The sequence below is a fragment of the Streptomyces sp. NPDC057743 genome (assembly GCF_042798755.1).
Classification (GTDB): domain Bacteria; phylum Actinomycetota; class Actinomycetes; order Streptomycetales; family Streptomycetaceae; genus Streptomyces.
In genome coordinates this window covers 74220-88520 of record NZ_JBHVJX010000022.1, presented here as the reverse complement: position 1 = coordinate 88520, position 14301 = coordinate 74220, and the positions used below count along the sequence as shown (strand labels likewise).

Here is a 14301-nt window from a genome sequence, read left to right as displayed (position 1 = left end):
TTAACTTTACGGGCATTTCGGGCTTCGGGCCGCCGGGCGCGGAGCCGGGCCGGCCCGGCAGCGGCGCAGGGACCTCGGTGCCCCGGGAACGCCGGAGGGGGCACCGGGCCACATGGTCCGGTGCCCCCTTGGGGAGCGCGTCGGCGCGGTGCGCCGCGAGCGTGGCGTCAGCCTTCGCCCGGCGCTAGTCCTCGCCCGGCGGCGTCAGTCCTCGCTCGGTGCGCTCGGCAGCTTCGACTGGATCAGCTCCATGACGGAGGAGTCGGTGAGCGTGGTCACGTCGCCCAGGGCGCGGTTCTCGGCGACGTCGCGCAGCAGGCGGCGCATGATCTTGCCCGAGCGGGTCTTCGGCAGCTCCGCGACCGGCAGGATCCGCTTGGGCTTGGCGATCGGGCCGAGCTGCTGGGCCACGTGGGCGCGCAGCTCGTCGACCAGTCCCTCGTCCTCGGCGGTGGCGCCGCCGCGCAGGATCACGAAGGCGCAGATGGCCTGGGTGGTCTGCGGGTCGGTGGCGCCGACCACCGCGGCCTCGGCCACCTTCGGGTGCGAGACCAGCGCGGACTCCACCTCGGTGGTGGCGATGTTGTGCCCGGAGACCAGCATCACGTCGTCGACCCGGCCGAGCAGCCAGATGTCGCCGTCCTCGTCCTTCTTGGCGCCGTCGCCGGCGAAGTACTTGCCCGCGAAGCGGGACCAGTAGGTGTCGAGGTAGCGCTGGTCGTCGCCCCAGATGGTGCGCAGCATCGCCGGCCAGGGCTCGGTCAGCACCAGATAGCCGCCGGCGCCGTCGGGCACCTCGTGGCCGTCGTCGTCGACCACCGTGGCGGCGATGCCGGGCAGCGGCACCTGCGCCGAGCCGGGCTTGGTCTCCGTCACGCCCGGCAGCGGGCTGAGCATCATCGCGCCGGTCTCGGTCTGCCACCAGGTGTCGACGATCGGCGCCCGGTCGGCCCCGATGTGCTTCCGGTACCAGATCCACGCCTCGGGGTTGATCGGCTCGCCCACCGAGCCCAGCACCCGCAGCGACGACAGGTCGAACTTCGCCGGGATGTCGTCGCCCCACTTCATGCAGGCGCGGATCGCGGTCGGCGCGGTGTAGAGGATCGTCACGCCGTACTTCTGGACGATCTCCCACCAGCGGCCCTGGTGCGGGGTGTCCGGGGTGCCCTCATAGAGCACCTGGGTCGCGCCGTTGGAGAGCGGGCCGTAGGTGATGTACGAGTGGCCCGTCACCCAGCCGACGTCGGCGGTGCACCAGTAGACGTCGGTCTCGGGCTTGAGGTCGAAGACCGCGTGGTGGGTGTACGAGACCTGGGTGAGGTAGCCGCCGGTGGTGTGCAGGATGCCCTTGGGCTTACCCGTCGTCCCGGAGGTGTAGAGGATGAACAGCGGGTGCTCGGCGTCGAACGCCTCGGGGGTGTGCTCCGGGCTCTGCCGCTCGACGACGTCGTGCCACCAGACGTCGCGGCCCTCGGTCCAACCGACCTCCTGGTCGGTGCGGCGGACGACCAGCACGTTGCGGACGTGCTCGGTGCCGGGCTTGGCCAGGGCCTCGTCCACGGCGGGCTTGAGGGCGGACGGCTTGCCGCGGCGGTAGCCGCCGTCGGCGGTGATCACCAGGCGGGCGTCGGCGTCGTTGATCCGCGTCGCCAGGGCGTCCGCGGAGAAGCCGCCGAAGACCAGGGAGTGCGGGGCGCCCAGCCGGGCGCAGGCCAGCATGGCGATGACCGCTTCCGGGATCATCGGCAGGTAGATGGCCACCCGGTCACCGGTGCCAACTCCCAGCTCGGTCAGGGCGTTGGCCGCCTTGGCGACCTCGCGCTGGAGCTCGGCGTAGGTGAGGGCCCGGCTGTCGCCCGGCTCGCCCTCGAAGTGGATCGCGACCCGGTCGCCGAGGCCGTTCTCCACGTGGCGGTCCACGCAGTTGTAGGCGACGTTGAGCTTGCCGTCGGCGAACCACTTGGCGAACGGCGGGTTGGACCAGTCGAGGACCTCGGTGGGCTCGGTCTCCCACGACAGGCGTTTGGCCTGCTCGGCCCAGAAGCCCAGCCGGTCCGCCGCGGCCTCTTCGTACGCGGTGGCCGTCACGTTGGCGTTCGCGGCCAGCTCGGCGGGCGGTGCGAACCGCCGCTCCTCCTTCAGGAGGTTGGCCAGGCTTTCGTTGCTCACGACATCTCCCATTTCCCGGGGCGTGCGATGTGTCCCAGGCCATAGCTCATCAGCCCGCGGCCGACCCTGACAAGGGCTGTGGACAACTAATGGTGTAGACCTGTCGCAATTCCTTCCCCTGCACCGCCGTTCGAGGGTCGCCGCGCAGGTCAGGCCCCCACCGCCGGGGCGTCGGCGCGCACCGCACGGAACCGCCCGGTGGCCTCGTCCAGCAGGTACGCCTGGGCCTCGGCGACGTGGAAGTACATACCGTGGAGGGAGAGGGTGCCCTCGGCCATCCGACGGGCCACGCAGGGGTGCGCCCGCAGGTGGTCGAGCTGCTGCCGGACGTTGACCAGCGCCAGCCGCTCGTGGTCATCGGCCACCGGCCGTTCGGCGAAGGCGACTTCACCCCGGCCCAGCCGCCCGATGCGCGCCATACGGGCCAGGCTCGGGCGGCCGTGCCGCAGCCAACGGGCGAGCGGGGTGGCCTCGTTGGCCGGCGGCGGGGCGGTGGCCGAACCGAGCAGCGCCGCCATGGCCCCGCAGCCGGAGTGCCCGCACACGGTGATCGACTCCACCCGCAGCACCTCGACCGCGTACTCGACCGCGGCGCTCACCGAATCGCAGGAGGCGTCGGAGCCGGGTGGCGGCATCAGATTGCCGACATTGCGCACGGTGAACAGGTCACCCGGCCCGCTCGACGTGATCATGCTCGTCACCAGCCGGGAATCGGCGCAGGTCAGGAAGAGCTGAGTCGGGCGCTGGCCCTCCCGCGCCAGCCGGGCCAGCTCCTCGCGCACCAGTGGTGCGGTGTGCCGCTGGAACGCGCTGACGCCGCCCAGGAGTTGGCCGGCGCCCTCTTGGGCCGCGGTGTGGTCCGGTGCCGGGCGGGTGCAGTGGTGGTTGCGCCAGGGCGTCCACGGCAGGCAGGAGTGGGCGTCGGTCGGCTCGGCGATCGGACGGCCCGAGCGGCCCACGAGGGTCACCCGGCCACCGTCCGCCCGGTGGGTGGCCGTCCAGGACTGCAACGCCTCGTAGGCGGCGTGGTCCATGAACGACCCGCACAGCTCTACGACGGCGTCGGCGCCCGGCGGCACCTGCGCAAGCGCCCAGGTCAGCCGCGGCACCGCCAGGAACGTCAACTGGCCGCTGACGCACACCCGGTGGCGGCCGGACTCCTCCGTCACCTGGACGCGGGTGTGGGTCAGTCGCCGCAGCGCCAGGAAGACCCCGACCGCGATGCCGGCCAGGATGCCCGGCAGTACGCCGAAGAGCACCACCGCGCCCAATGTGGCCGCATACACCGGGAATTCGCGGTGCCGCTGCACGTGCCGGAGGTGCGCGAAGCTCACCATCCGCACGCCGACGACCAGTACCAGGGCGGCCAGCGCGGCCAACGGGATCAGCTCCAGCACACCGGCCAACAGGCCCGCGCAGAGCAGCACCCAGACGCCGTGCAGCACGGTGGCGCGCCGGCTGGTCGCACCGGCCCGCACATTGGCCGAACCGCGGATCGCGCCGCCGGAGACCGGCAGGCCGCCCAGCAGGCCGGAGACGACGTTGGCCAGGCCCTGGCCGGCCAATTCGCGGTTCAGCCGCGGCCGTTGCGGCGAAGTCCCCGGGCGCTCGGCGGCCAGCCGATCCACCGCCACCGCGGACAGCAGCGACTCCATACTGGCCACGAGGGTGACCGTCAGCACCGCAGTGACGAGGGCGGCGAGCGAACCGCCGGGCAACACGGGCGACTCGGGCGGCCGCCAGGACGGCAGCGTGACCCGCGGGACGCTCGCGCCCGCGCTGACCGCCGTGGCGGCGAGCACCGCGACCAGCGGCGCCGGCAGCAGCCGGGCCCGGCGCCCGGCGCGGCCCGGCAGCCGCGGCCAGCCGACCAGCACGGCGACCGCGACGGCTCCGATGAGCAGCGCGGTGGTGTGCGGCTGCGCCAACTGGCCCGGCAGCGCCGCCATGTTGTCGACGGCCGAGCCGTCGGGGCTGCCGCCGAGCACCACGTGGAGCTGTCCGACGGCGATGGTGACGCCGATGCCGGCGAGCATGCCGTGCACGATCGCCGGGCTGACGGCCAGCGCGGCACGGGCCACCCGCAGCGCCCCGAGGGCGAGCTGGGCCAGCCCGGCCAGGACCGTGATCGCGCACGTGGCGCGCCAGCCGTAGCGTTGGACGAGGTCGGCGGTGACCACCAGGAGGCCGGTGGCGGCGCCGGTCACCTGGAGCGGCGCGCCGCCCAGCAGCCCGGCGACGATCCCACCGACGGCCGCGGCGACCAGCCCGGCCTGGAGCGGGGCGCCGGTGGCCAGGGCGACGCCCAGCGACAGCGGGACGGCGAGCAGGAAGACCACGACCGAGGCGGAGAGGTCTCCCCGCCAACCCGGGCCCACCCTCTTTCCCGGGTGCGTGGCCCCAGGGGGCGTACTGGGCTCGGGCAAGAGCTCGGCCGGCGACTGCGGCGACTTCTGGAGCTGCGTCATTCCCGTCTCCTCCGGGGCGGCGCGGTCGGCCTTCGGGCGCGAGCGCGGGGCGGCGGTGTGCTGCGGCGGGAGCGGATCAGGCCGGCGGGCGTCGCGGTGGGTGACGGTCCGGTGACCCTCAAGCATCGGTAAATGAATCGTAATGACGCGTAAAGACCCTGAGAAGGCTTTCCGGGCGTATGGCGCAGTCATTCCGTCTATCGAGTGAATAAAACGACTTTTGCTCGGGCTCTTTTCGTCATCTGTCAATGGATATGTGCGTTTCTTCAGGCTCGTCCTGATTAATCCGCGTGGTGCCTCGCGCACCAGGAATGAGGTGGCTGATGGCGGTCATATCGAAGGCGACGGTGCGCATCGCGGCAGCGGTGGCGCTGGCGGCGATAGCCGGCTGCTCCGCGGCGACCCAGGGCGGACCGCCGCAGAGCACGAGCAAGGGGCGCGTGGCACCCGCCAAGGTTCCGGCCACCCGCCCGGTCCGCCTGATAGGCGACGGCTCCACCGCGTACACCGGGGCACAGCCCCACCAACCCAGGCCCGCCCGCCTCAAACCGGGCCGGAAACCACCCCAGTTCGTGGTGTTCTCCTGGGACGGAGCCGGCGAGGACGGCCAGAAGTTGTTCTCCCACTTCCGCGCCGTCGGCAAGAAGTACCACGCGACGATGACGTACTTCCTCAGCGGCGTCTACATGCTCCCCACCGACAAGGCGGAGCTCTACGAACCTCCCGGCCATGAGCCCGGCGCCTCGGCTATCGGCTTCAACGACGTCCGCGGGATCAAGGACACCGTGGCCCAGATGCGCGGCGCCTGGGAGGACGGCAACGAGATAGGCACCCACTTCAACGGCCACTTCTGCGGCCGTAACGGGGTGGGCAGTTGGACGCCGGAGGAGTGGCGCAGCGAGATCGAGCAGGCCGTCTCCTTCGTGCGGAACTGGAAGACCAACTCCGGCCTCAAGGGCGAGCCGCCGCTCCCGTTCGACTACGCCAAGGAGTTGGTCGGCGGCCGCGCGCCCTGTCTGGAGGGGCAGCGCAACCTGATACCCGCGGCCAAGGAGATGGGCTTCCGCTACGACGCCAGCTCATCGGGCGGTCTGCAGACCTGGCCGCGGAAGATCGACGGCATCTGGGACTTCCCGCTCCAGGAAATACCGTTCCCCGGCCGGGACTTCGAGACCCTCTCGATGGACTACAACTTCCTGGCCAACCAGTCCGGTTCCACCCATGGCGACCGCGCGATGCACACCGCCTGGGGCCAGCAGATGCGCGACGGCATCCTGGATGCCTTCGACCGCGCCTACCAGGGCAACCGCGCGCCCCTGTTCGTCGGCGACCACTTTGAGTCCTGGAACGGCGGCACGTACATGAAGGCCGTCGAGGAGGCGATCAAGGAGATCTGCCCCCGTAAGGGCGTGCGCTGCGTCAGCTTCAAGCAGTTGAGCGACTGGCTGGACGCGCAGGACCCGGAGACGCTGGCCAGGCTCCAGGACCTGCCGGTGGGCCGGGCGCCGGAGGACGGCTGGTCGGCGTACCTCTCGGATACCCCGGAAGTCGCCGCCGGCCCGGCGCCGGCGGCCCGGATCATGCCGGTTGCGGGGTAGCCGTCCCTTCGAGGAGCACGAAGGCGGGGTCGACCTGGGCAGCCAGGTCGGCCCCCGTCTTCGCGTTGCCCCAACTCTCCGCGTTCTTCAGGTGGAAGTGCACCATCTGGCGCGTGTAGCGCTCCCAGTCGCGGTCCTCGTAGGAGGCGTCGGCGGTGTCGTGCAACACCTCCAGGGCGCGGCGGTTGGTCTCCTCCAGGAGGGCGAAGGGGGCCGGGCGGCCCTTCTCCACGGTCCGCACCCAGTCGGAGTGGCCCACACACACCAGGAGGTCCGTGCCGACCTCGGAGCGGAGGAACGCCAGATCGTCGGCCCCCTGGACCTTGTTGCCGACGACCTTCAACGGGACGCCGAAGTCCTGCGCGTACTCCTTGTACTGGCGGTAGACCGCCACCCCCTTACGGGTCGGCTCGGCGACCAGGAAGGTCATGTCGAAGCGGGTGAACATCCCGGAGGCGAAGGAGTCCGACCCCGCGGTCATGTCGACGACGACGTACTCCCCGCGGCCGTCGACGAGGTGGTTCAGGCACAACTCGACCGCCCCGACCTTGGAGTGGTAACAGGCCACGCCCAAGTCGGCCTCGGTGAACGGGCCGGTGGCCATCAACCGCACCGTCCCGTCGTCGAGCGGCACCGTCCGGGCGCAGGCGTCGTAGATCGGGTTGCCCTCGCCGATGCGCAGCAACCGGGAGCCCTCGCCGGGCGGGGTCGTCTTGATCATCGTCTCGGTGGACGGGATGCGGGGGTTGCTGCCGCGCAAGTAGTCCTTGATCAAGGGGAGATGGGCACCCATCGCGGGCAGCGCGGCGGCCTGAGCCTCGGTCATGCCGAGCGCGACGCCCAGGTGCTGATTGATGTCGGCGTCCACCGCGACGACGGGGACCTGGGCCGCGGCGAGGTGCCGGATGAACAAGGAGGACAGCGTGGTCTTGCCGCTGCCGCCCTTGCCTACGAAAGCGATCTTCATGTTCGGGGAGCGTAGGTGTGGTCAACCTCTCGACGGGTGGTTTACGTGAAGAAGACCACTCCTTCGAGGGGTTCGGGCTGGCGGTGCGTAGGGTCGTTCCCATGGCTGGAATCTCCCGGGGGACGCCCCCCGAACCACCCCAGGCGAGCACCGACCCGCTCGCGGCCCTGGCGTCGCTCCCGGGGGTCGCCGACTCCGTGGACTCCGTCCGCAAGGCCGTCGACCGGGTCTACGGGCACCGGATCATGCGGCGCCGCAGCACCGAGATCACCGCGGAGGCGGCGCTGCGCGGCGCACGGGCCTCCGCGGCGCTGTCCGGGGCCGATTGGGCGCTCGAAGAGGTCCGCCGGCGCACCGACTTCGGCACCGGCGACGAGCCGCGCACGGTCGGCGCCGCGCTGCGGCTGACCGCCGAGGCGGGCCAACTGCTCAGTGTCTGGCGGCAGTCGCCGCTGCGGGTGCTGGCCCGGCTGCATCTCGTTGCGGCCGGCGGCGGGGTGGCCGACGACACCGTGGGCCGGCCCCGGCGGGACGGTGAGCCGGTGGACGAGCCGTCGATCGAACTGCCGCTGCCGGACGCCGAGGAGGTCGCCGGCCGGCTGGACGGGCTCTCGCGGCTTCTCCTGGCGGGCACCCAGGCACCGGCCCTGGTGACGGCCGCCGTGGTGCACGGGGAACTCCTGGCGCTGCGGCCCTTTGGCACGTACAACGGGTTGGTCGCGCGGGCCGCGGAGCGGATCGTGCTGGTCGGCAGCGGGCTGGACCCGAAGTCCATTTGCCCGGCCGAGGTGGGGCACGCGGAACTGGGGAGCGCGGACTACGCGGGGGCCCTACAGGGCTACGTCTCGGGCACACCGGACGGCATGGCGGGGTGGATTGCCCACTGCGGACGCGCGGTCGAATTGGGCGTACGGGAGAGCACGGCGGTCTGCGAGGCTTTGCAGCGCGGAGCGGCGTAACGGCCCGTTGCCCGGACCCTGACACGGGTTGCGGCGGTACCAACCCTTCGGTACCGCCGCTGGCACGTCCGCCGAGTTACCAGGCGTGCTCGGTATTTGCCCATCAGGTCGGATTCCTTGTCCGCTTACCTGGTGCGGCTGGCCCGTAATCGACGGGTCGGCGTCGCGTGGGTGCTCGGCATTCATGCGTCGGTCCGTGGGCCTTGATGCGGTTAAAGGCGTTCCTCTCGGATGTCCTTGGTCTCGCGGGCCGTTACGTCCTTTGTACTACTCATATGGGGTGAACGGAACCCCAGCCCGCAGATCTTTACGTTTGCGAGCAAATGCGGGCATTACGGCGAGTCGATTCTTTCCGGTATTGCGACGGGTGGCGTACCAGACCAGCGTCGCGGTGGCGGCGGCCGCGCCGATCGCGGCGACGGCGGTGAGCACCGGGCGGGAGGGCAGAGTCAGCGTCGGCAGCCGCTTCTTGAGCGGGACCGGCCGATTGAAGGTGACCACCGGCCAGCCCCGGGCGACTGCCTCGCGGCGCAGCGCCCGGTCCGGATTGACCGCGCAGGGGTTGCCGACCGTCTCCAACATGGGCACGTCGGTGATCGAGTCGCTGTACGCGTAGCAGCGTTGGAGGTCGTACCCCTCGGACGCGGCCAGTTCCCGGACGGCCTCCGCCTTCGTCGGGCCGTAGGCGTAGTACTCCACCTCTCCGGTGAAGCGGCCGTCGTCGCCGACCACCATTCTGGTGGCCACCACCCGGTCCGCGCCCAGGAGTTCGCCGATCGGCTCGACGACCTCGGCACCGGAGGTGGAGACGATCACCACGTCCCGACCGGCCGCATGGTGTTCCTCGATGAGCGAGGCCGCCTCGTCGTAAATGATCGGGTCGATGAGATCGTGCAGTGTTTCGGCGACGATCTCGCGGACCTGGGCCACGTCCCAGCCGCGGCAGAGCGACGAGAGATATTCGCGCATCCGCTCCATCTGGTCGTGATCGGCGCCGCCCGCGAGGAACACGAACTGGGCGTACGCGGTGCGCAGTACGGCCCGCCGATTGATCAGGCCGCCTTGGTAGAAGGACTTGCTGAAGGTCAGCGTGCTCGACTTTGCAATGACGGTCTTGTCCAAGTCGAAGAACGCGGCAGTACGGGGAGTCGAGTGAGGCACGGAGTGGTTTTCCACGGGGGCGAGCATAGGCGCCCACCATTCGGCGTAAGGTGTGGCGCGTGGGTTTGCCTGAGAAGGCTCTCGGGTACACCATGGAAGTCACGGATCGTTCGCGACCGTGCTAACCCGGTCCGGCTCCTCCCCCCCCGAGTCGGCCGTGGGGACGACCCCCGCTCTCCCCCCCGGCGGGGGTCGTCGCATGTCCGGGCGCATTTTCCGCCGTGAACCCTTGATTCACCTGTTTTCCGCGCGTTGTTGGCGCCCGCTTCTGACATGCATATGCCATCACTCAGGGTAGTTGTCGCACTGCTCTGCGGAGGCTTCACGGGCGCCTCAGAAGCCTTCCTGCGTCGCTGGAATAGGTGACGGGGATATTCACAACCGCCGAGTTGTCCACAGTTTTGGGTCAAGATCCACACGGATTTCCCGATCGCTGCACCGTAAAAGTCCGCGAAGTTCGCGGAAGCGCGAGTTGCGTAGCGATAGGGGGACAGAACGTGTCCGGATCATCTACTTCCGACCAGCCGGTGCGAAGCGGTGAAGAGCGGGACGGGCCGCTGCTGATCACCGAGGACGAAGAGCTCCTCGATGACCTTCTGCGGCTCTGCGCGGCGGCCGGTGCGCTGCCCGAAGTGGCACACCGTCCCCCTCTTTGCACAACGGAGTGGGAATCGGCGCCGTTGGTGATCGTCGGCGCGGATTGTGCCGCCCGGCTGTCCGGCACCGGGCGGCGGGCTGGTGTCGTTATCGCCGGGCGGGACGCGGACGACGTCGCGGTGTTGCGGCAGGCGGTGGCGATCGGTGCGGAGCGGGTGTTGGCCCTTCCTGAGGGCGAGCGCTGGCTGGTGGATCGGATCGCCGATGCGGTCGAGGGGGCGGGTGCGCCGGCCCTGACGGTCGGGGTCGTCGGCGGTCGGGGCGGTGCCGGGGCGAGCACCCTCGCGGCGGCGCTGGCCGTCACCGCCGCCCGCGCGGGGGAGCGGACCCTGCTGGTGGACGGCGATCCCTTGGGCGGCGGTCTCGATGTCCTGCTCGGCGGTGAGCAGGAGAAAGGGCTGCGGTGGCCGGCGTTCGCCGAGTCGCGTGGCCGGGTGGCGGGCGGTGCGCTCGCCGAGTCGCTGCCGCGACTGCACTCCTTACGGGTTCTGAGCTGGGACCGGGGCGCGGAGGTGGCCATTGGGCCGCCGGCGATGCGGGCGGTCCTGGCCGCGGCGCGGCGGCGCGGCGGTGTGGTGGTGGTCGATCTGCCGCGTCGGGTGGATGAGACCGCCGCCGAAGCGCTGGCGCAGGTGGACATGGGGCTGCTGCTCGTGCCGGCGGAGCTGCGGGCGGTGGCGGCGGCGCGGCGGGTGGCGGATGCGGTGCGGGCGGTGCTGCGTGACGTGCGGGTGGTGGCCTGCGGGAACCCCGGGGCGGGGCATGGCGGCGGGCCGGGTGCGGAGGAGATCGCGCGCCTGGTGGGGCTGCCGCTGGCCGGCGAGTTGCCGTGGGACGCGGGGCTGCCGGAGGACCTCGCGCGGGGGACGGTGCCCGGAGCGCGAGCGCGGGGGCCGTTGGCGCGGTTCTGTGCGGGCTTCTGGGAGCGGGCGCGGGGCGGGGGTGCGGCGCCTGTTGGGGGCGTTGAGCGTGCAGGGGAGCGGGAGTTGGGGGGTGCGTCGGAATGAGGCGGCGGATCGTGAGGGCGTTGTGGTGCCGGGGTCGAGTGGCCGCGGGGCGGTGCGGTCCTCGGGTCGGGGACTCGTGGCGGGACGGGCTGCGGTGCGGGGCCGGGTGGTGGTCCCGGGGGAGCCGGTGTGCCGTCGGCCCCTTCGGGGGCGCGTGGGTCAAAGCGGCCGTTCTTGGGGGTGGTGCGGGATGAGTCGGGAGCTGTTGGACGGGGTGCGGCGGCGGCTCGCCGAGGCCGGGGCGGAGCCGACGCCGGCCCGGGTGGCGGTGGCGCTGCGCGCGGAGGGGCGGCTTCTCGGGGATGCCGAAGTGCTGGGCGTGGTGGGGGCGTTGCGCTCGGAGATGGTGGGCAGCGGGCCGTTGGAGCCGCTGCTCGCCGCGCCCGATGTGACGGACGTCCTGGTGACCGCGCCGGATGCGGTGTGGGTGGACCGGGGCGGTGGGCTGGAGCGCACCGACGTCCGGTTTCGGGACGCGGCCGAGGTGCGCAGACTGGCGCAGCGGCTGGCGGCGGTCGCCGGACGGCGGCTGGACGACGCCCGACCGTGGGTGGACGCCCGGCTCCCCGACGGCACCCGGCTGCACGCCGTGCTGCCCCCGGTGGCGGTCGCCGGGACGTGCCTGTCCCTGCGGGTGCTGCGGCCCCGGGCCTTCGCGCTCGCGGAGCTGGTGGCGGCGGGGACGGTGCCGCCGGGCGGCGACCAGCTGCTTCGGGCGTTGCTGGCGGCCAGGCTGTCGTTCCTGGTCAGTGGCGGTACGGGGTCCGGCAAGACGACGTTGCTCAGCACGTTGCTCGGCCTGGTCGGTCCGGCCGAACGGATCGTGCTCGCCGAGGATTCCGCGGAGCTGCGGCCGGATCACCCCCATGTGGTGCGGCTGGAGGCCCGGCCCGCCAATCAGGAGGGCGCCGGCCGGGTGACCCTTCGGGACCTCGTGCGGCAGGCGCTGCGGATGCGGCCGGACCGGTTGGTGGTCGGGGAGGTCCGTGGAGCCGAGGTCACCGACCTGTTGGCGGCGCTCAATACGGGCCATGAGGGCGGTTCGGGGACCGTTCATGCCAACGCCGCGTGCGACGTGCCGGCCCGGTTGGAGGCGCTCGGCTGCACCGCCGGACTGGATCGGGCGGCCCTGCACAGCCAGTTGGCGGCCGCGCTGTCCGTCGTGCTGCACCTGGTCCGCGACCGGGCGGGACGGCGGCGCGTCGCCGAGATCCACGTCCTGGAACGGGACCGGGACGGCTTTGTGGTGACGGTGCCGGCCGCGGTGTGGAGCCCGGAGGGGTTCCGGGAGGCGCGCGGCTGGGGGCGGTTGGCCCGGCTGTGCGAGAGGGGTGGGGAGGCGTGCTGAGCGAGGGGGCGGGGGCGTGGGTGGTGCCGGCCGTGGTGGTGGGGTGCGTGGCGCTGCTGGTGTGGCGGCTGCGGCGCGATCGGGCCCTGCGGCGGCGGGCGGTGGCGGTCCTGGGGGACGTCGGGGCGGTGCACGCCATGGTCGGCTGGCCCGGCCCGAGGTGCGCCGCGGCGCTGCGGGAGTGGGGCGCCGGGCGGGCGGCCGGCGGCGCGGGGGCGCGGCGGTGGCGGCTCGGGGGCCGGGTCGAGGTCGGCGCGGAGGTCTGGTGCCTGCCGGCCGGGATCGCGCTGGCGGTGCTGGGGCGGTCGGTGCTGCCCGTCGTGGGCGCGGTGGTGGCCCTGGTTGCCGTACGACGGTGGCTGGACGGGCGGGCGCGGCGGCGGGCGGCGGACCGGCGGGCGGCGGCGGTGATCCGGTTCTGCGGGGCGGTGGCGGGGGAGCTGCGGGCCGGCCGGCAGCCGGACCGGGCCCTGGTCGCGGCCGGGGTGGCGGGGCTGGGGGAGGCCGGGCCCGCGGTGCTGGCGGCCGCGCGGTACGGCGGGGACGTCCCCGGGGCGCTGCGGGCGGCGGCGCGGCTGCCCGGCGCCGAGGGGTTGATCGGGGCGGCGGCGTGCTGGCGGGTGGCGGTGGAGGGCGGTGCGGGGCTGGCCCGCGGGCTGGAACGGATCGCGGCCGGCCTGGCCGCGCAGCGGGACCAACGAGAGGAGCTCCAGGCCCAGTTGGCCGGGCCGCGGGCCACCGCGCTGATGCTCGCGCTACTCCCGGTGGGTGGGCTGCTGATGGGCGGTGCGCTCGGCGCCGACCCCCTGGGGGTGCTGCTGCACACCCCGGCCGGGTGGGGCTGTCTGCTCGTCGGCGGGTTCCTGGAGTGGGGCGGAGTGGCCTGGACGGGCCGGATCGTCGCCGATGCGTCGGCGGTACGGAAGTGAAGGGGGTGGGTGTGGTGAGTCCGGAAGTTGTCCACAGGGTGGGGATGGTGGCGTTGGGTGCCGCGGTCCTGCTGTGGGCGGGGGTGCTGGTGCGGGCGGTGCGCGTGGAACGTGCCGTGCGGCGCCGGGTGCCGAGGGTGCTGGAGGGGGCGGTAGGCGGCCTGGACGGCGACGAGAGGGGCCTGGGTGAACGGGTGCGGTGGGTCGTCCGGGGTCGGTGGCGAAGGAGTGCAGCGGCCCGGGAGGGCGATCCGCCCAAGGGGTGGCTGCGGGAGTGGGGCGGGCCCCTGGGGGCGGGCGGCGGCGCGGCCGTCCTCCTGGGCGGTGTGACCGGTGCCCTGGTGGGGATCGGCGTCGGCTGGGGCGCTCATTACTGGCTGCGGTGGCAGCGGGGCGCGGCTGCCGGTCGGGCCGCAAAAGCGCGGGTGGCCGCCGAACTCGCTCCGGCCGGTGAGCTGTTGGCGGCCTGTCTGGCGGCCGGCGCAGGCCCCCGGGAGGCGGTCGAGGCGGTGGGGCGGTCGCTGGACGGCACGGTCGCCGAGCGCCTGCGGCACATCGCGGCGGAACTGCGCCTGGGCGGCGAACCAGCCGCCGTATGGGCGCGGTTGGCGGAGCTCCCGGGAGCCGAGGCGCTGGCGCGCTGCATGGAGCGCGCGGGGATATCGGGGGCCCCGGCCGTGGAGCCGGCCCTACGGGTCGCGGCCGAACTGCGCGCCGAGTGGGGCCGGGCCGCGGCCGCGCGGGCCCGACGGGCAGGGGTGTTGGTCACCCTCCCGTTGTCGGGGTGCTTCCTGCCGGCCTTCCTCGTCCTCGGGGTGGCACCGGTGCTGATCGGGCTGGCCGGTGGGTTGTTGGGGGGTGACGGCATGAGGTGAGGCGGCGGTGCGCGGCCCGGTGGCAGGGGGCACGCGCGAGGCCGGCCCCGGCCGTGCGCCGAGCTCCCGGGCCTCACAAGTGCACGGATGCATAAGCAGATTCAGGCAGGTTCAGGCGGATTCAGGAGATTTCCAGGAGGCAGGACATGTTCCGTCGATGGTG

At 72.7% G+C, this 14301-nt stretch carries 10 protein-coding genes; 6 read left to right on the top strand and 4 right to left on the bottom strand.

Features of this window, described 5'->3' with window-relative positions; all coding sequences use genetic code 11:
• Positions 1-204: 204 nt before the first annotated feature.
• Positions 205-2169 carry an acetate--CoA ligase gene (acs, locus tag ACFVFQ_RS24835; RefSeq protein ID WP_383419711.1) on the bottom strand — a complete coding sequence of 655 codons (1965 nt, stop codon included), beginning with the start codon at positions 2167-2169 and terminating at the stop codon, positions 205-207.
• A gap of 149 nt (positions 2170-2318) precedes the next feature.
• Positions 2319-4637 carry a SulP family inorganic anion transporter gene (locus ACFVFQ_RS24830; RefSeq protein ID WP_383419831.1) on the bottom strand — a complete coding sequence of 773 codons (2319 nt, stop codon included), beginning with the start codon at positions 4635-4637 and terminating at the stop codon, positions 2319-2321.
• Positions 4638-4960: 323 nt separating this feature from the next.
• Between ACFVFQ_RS24830 and ACFVFQ_RS24825 the strand changes: the two genes are divergently transcribed.
• On the top strand, positions 4961-6235 hold the full coding sequence (locus ACFVFQ_RS24825; protein WP_383419709.1) for a hypothetical protein: 1275 nt from the start codon (positions 4961-4963) through the stop codon (positions 6233-6235).
• On the opposite strand, the gene ACFVFQ_RS24820 is transcribed toward ACFVFQ_RS24825, so the two are convergent.
• Positions 6216-7202, bottom strand: a complete 987-nt coding sequence (locus ACFVFQ_RS24820) for an ATP-binding protein (RefSeq protein WP_383419707.1) — start codon at positions 7200-7202, stop codon at positions 6216-6218. The two genes, ACFVFQ_RS24825 and ACFVFQ_RS24820, sit on opposite strands and share 20 nt — an antisense overlap.
• Positions 7203-7303: 101 nt before the next feature.
• On the opposite strand from ACFVFQ_RS24820, the gene ACFVFQ_RS24815 reads away from it, so the two are divergent.
• Positions 7304-8161, top strand: a complete 858-nt coding sequence (locus ACFVFQ_RS24815; RefSeq protein ID WP_383419705.1) for an oxidoreductase — start codon at positions 7304-7306, stop codon at positions 8159-8161.
• A 267-nt stretch (positions 8162-8428) separates the two neighbouring features.
• On the opposite strand, the gene ACFVFQ_RS24810 is transcribed toward ACFVFQ_RS24815, so the two are convergent.
• Positions 8429-9349 (bottom strand): HAD family hydrolase, encoded by a 921-nt coding sequence (locus tag ACFVFQ_RS24810; RefSeq protein ID WP_383419703.1) that lies wholly within the window; start codon positions 9347-9349, stop codon positions 8429-8431.
• Positions 9350-9819: 470 nt separating this feature from the next.
• On the opposite strand from ACFVFQ_RS24810, the gene ssd reads away from it, so the two are divergent.
• From ssd to ACFVFQ_RS24790, 4 genes are all read left to right on the top strand, one after another.
• Positions 9820-10986 (top strand): septum site-determining protein Ssd, encoded by a 1167-nt coding sequence (gene ssd, locus ACFVFQ_RS24805; protein WP_383419701.1) that lies wholly within the window; start codon positions 9820-9822, stop codon positions 10984-10986.
• Positions 10987-11176: 190 nt separating this feature from the next.
• The gene (locus ACFVFQ_RS24800) at positions 11177-12334 is read left to right on the top strand and encodes a TadA family conjugal transfer-associated ATPase (RefSeq protein ID WP_383419699.1); all 1158 of its coding nucleotides are present in this window, start codon (positions 11177-11179) and stop codon (positions 12332-12334) included.
• Positions 12328-13263: a type II secretion system F family protein gene (locus tag ACFVFQ_RS24795; RefSeq protein WP_383419697.1), complete on the top strand. Its 936-nt coding sequence runs from the start codon at positions 12328-12330 to the stop codon at positions 13261-13263. The genes ACFVFQ_RS24800 and ACFVFQ_RS24795 overlap by 7 nt, the downstream gene beginning before the upstream one ends.
• Before the next feature lie 14 nt (positions 13264-13277).
• Positions 13278-14138, top strand: coding sequence for a type II secretion system F family protein (locus ACFVFQ_RS24790; RefSeq protein WP_383419695.1), 861 nt, complete (start codon positions 13278-13280; stop codon positions 14136-14138).
• Positions 14139-14301 lie beyond the last annotated feature (163 nt).

What these genes read in the sequence shown, in the direction of transcription:
- ACFVFQ_RS24830 (WP_383419831.1), bottom strand. Translation starts at nt 4,637, where the DNA reads ATGACGCAGCTCCAGAAGTCGCCGCAGTCGCCGGCCGAGCTCTTGCCC.
- ACFVFQ_RS24825 (WP_383419709.1), top strand. Translation starts at nt 4,961, where the DNA reads ATGGCGGTCATATCGAAGGCGACGGTGCGCATCGCGGCAGCGGTGGCG.
- ACFVFQ_RS24820 (WP_383419707.1), bottom strand. Translation starts at nt 7,202, where the DNA reads ATGAAGATCGCTTTCGTAGGCAAGGGCGGCAGCGGCAAGACCACGCTG.
- ACFVFQ_RS24815 (WP_383419705.1), top strand. Translation starts at nt 7,304, where the DNA reads ATGGCTGGAATCTCCCGGGGGACGCCCCCCGAACCACCCCAGGCGAGC.
- ACFVFQ_RS24810 (WP_383419703.1), bottom strand. Translation starts at nt 9,349, where the DNA reads ATGCTCGCCCCCGTGGAAAACCACTCCGTGCCTCACTCGACTCCCCGT.
- ACFVFQ_RS24800 (WP_383419699.1), top strand. Translation starts at nt 11,177, where the DNA reads ATGAGTCGGGAGCTGTTGGACGGGGTGCGGCGGCGGCTCGCCGAGGCC.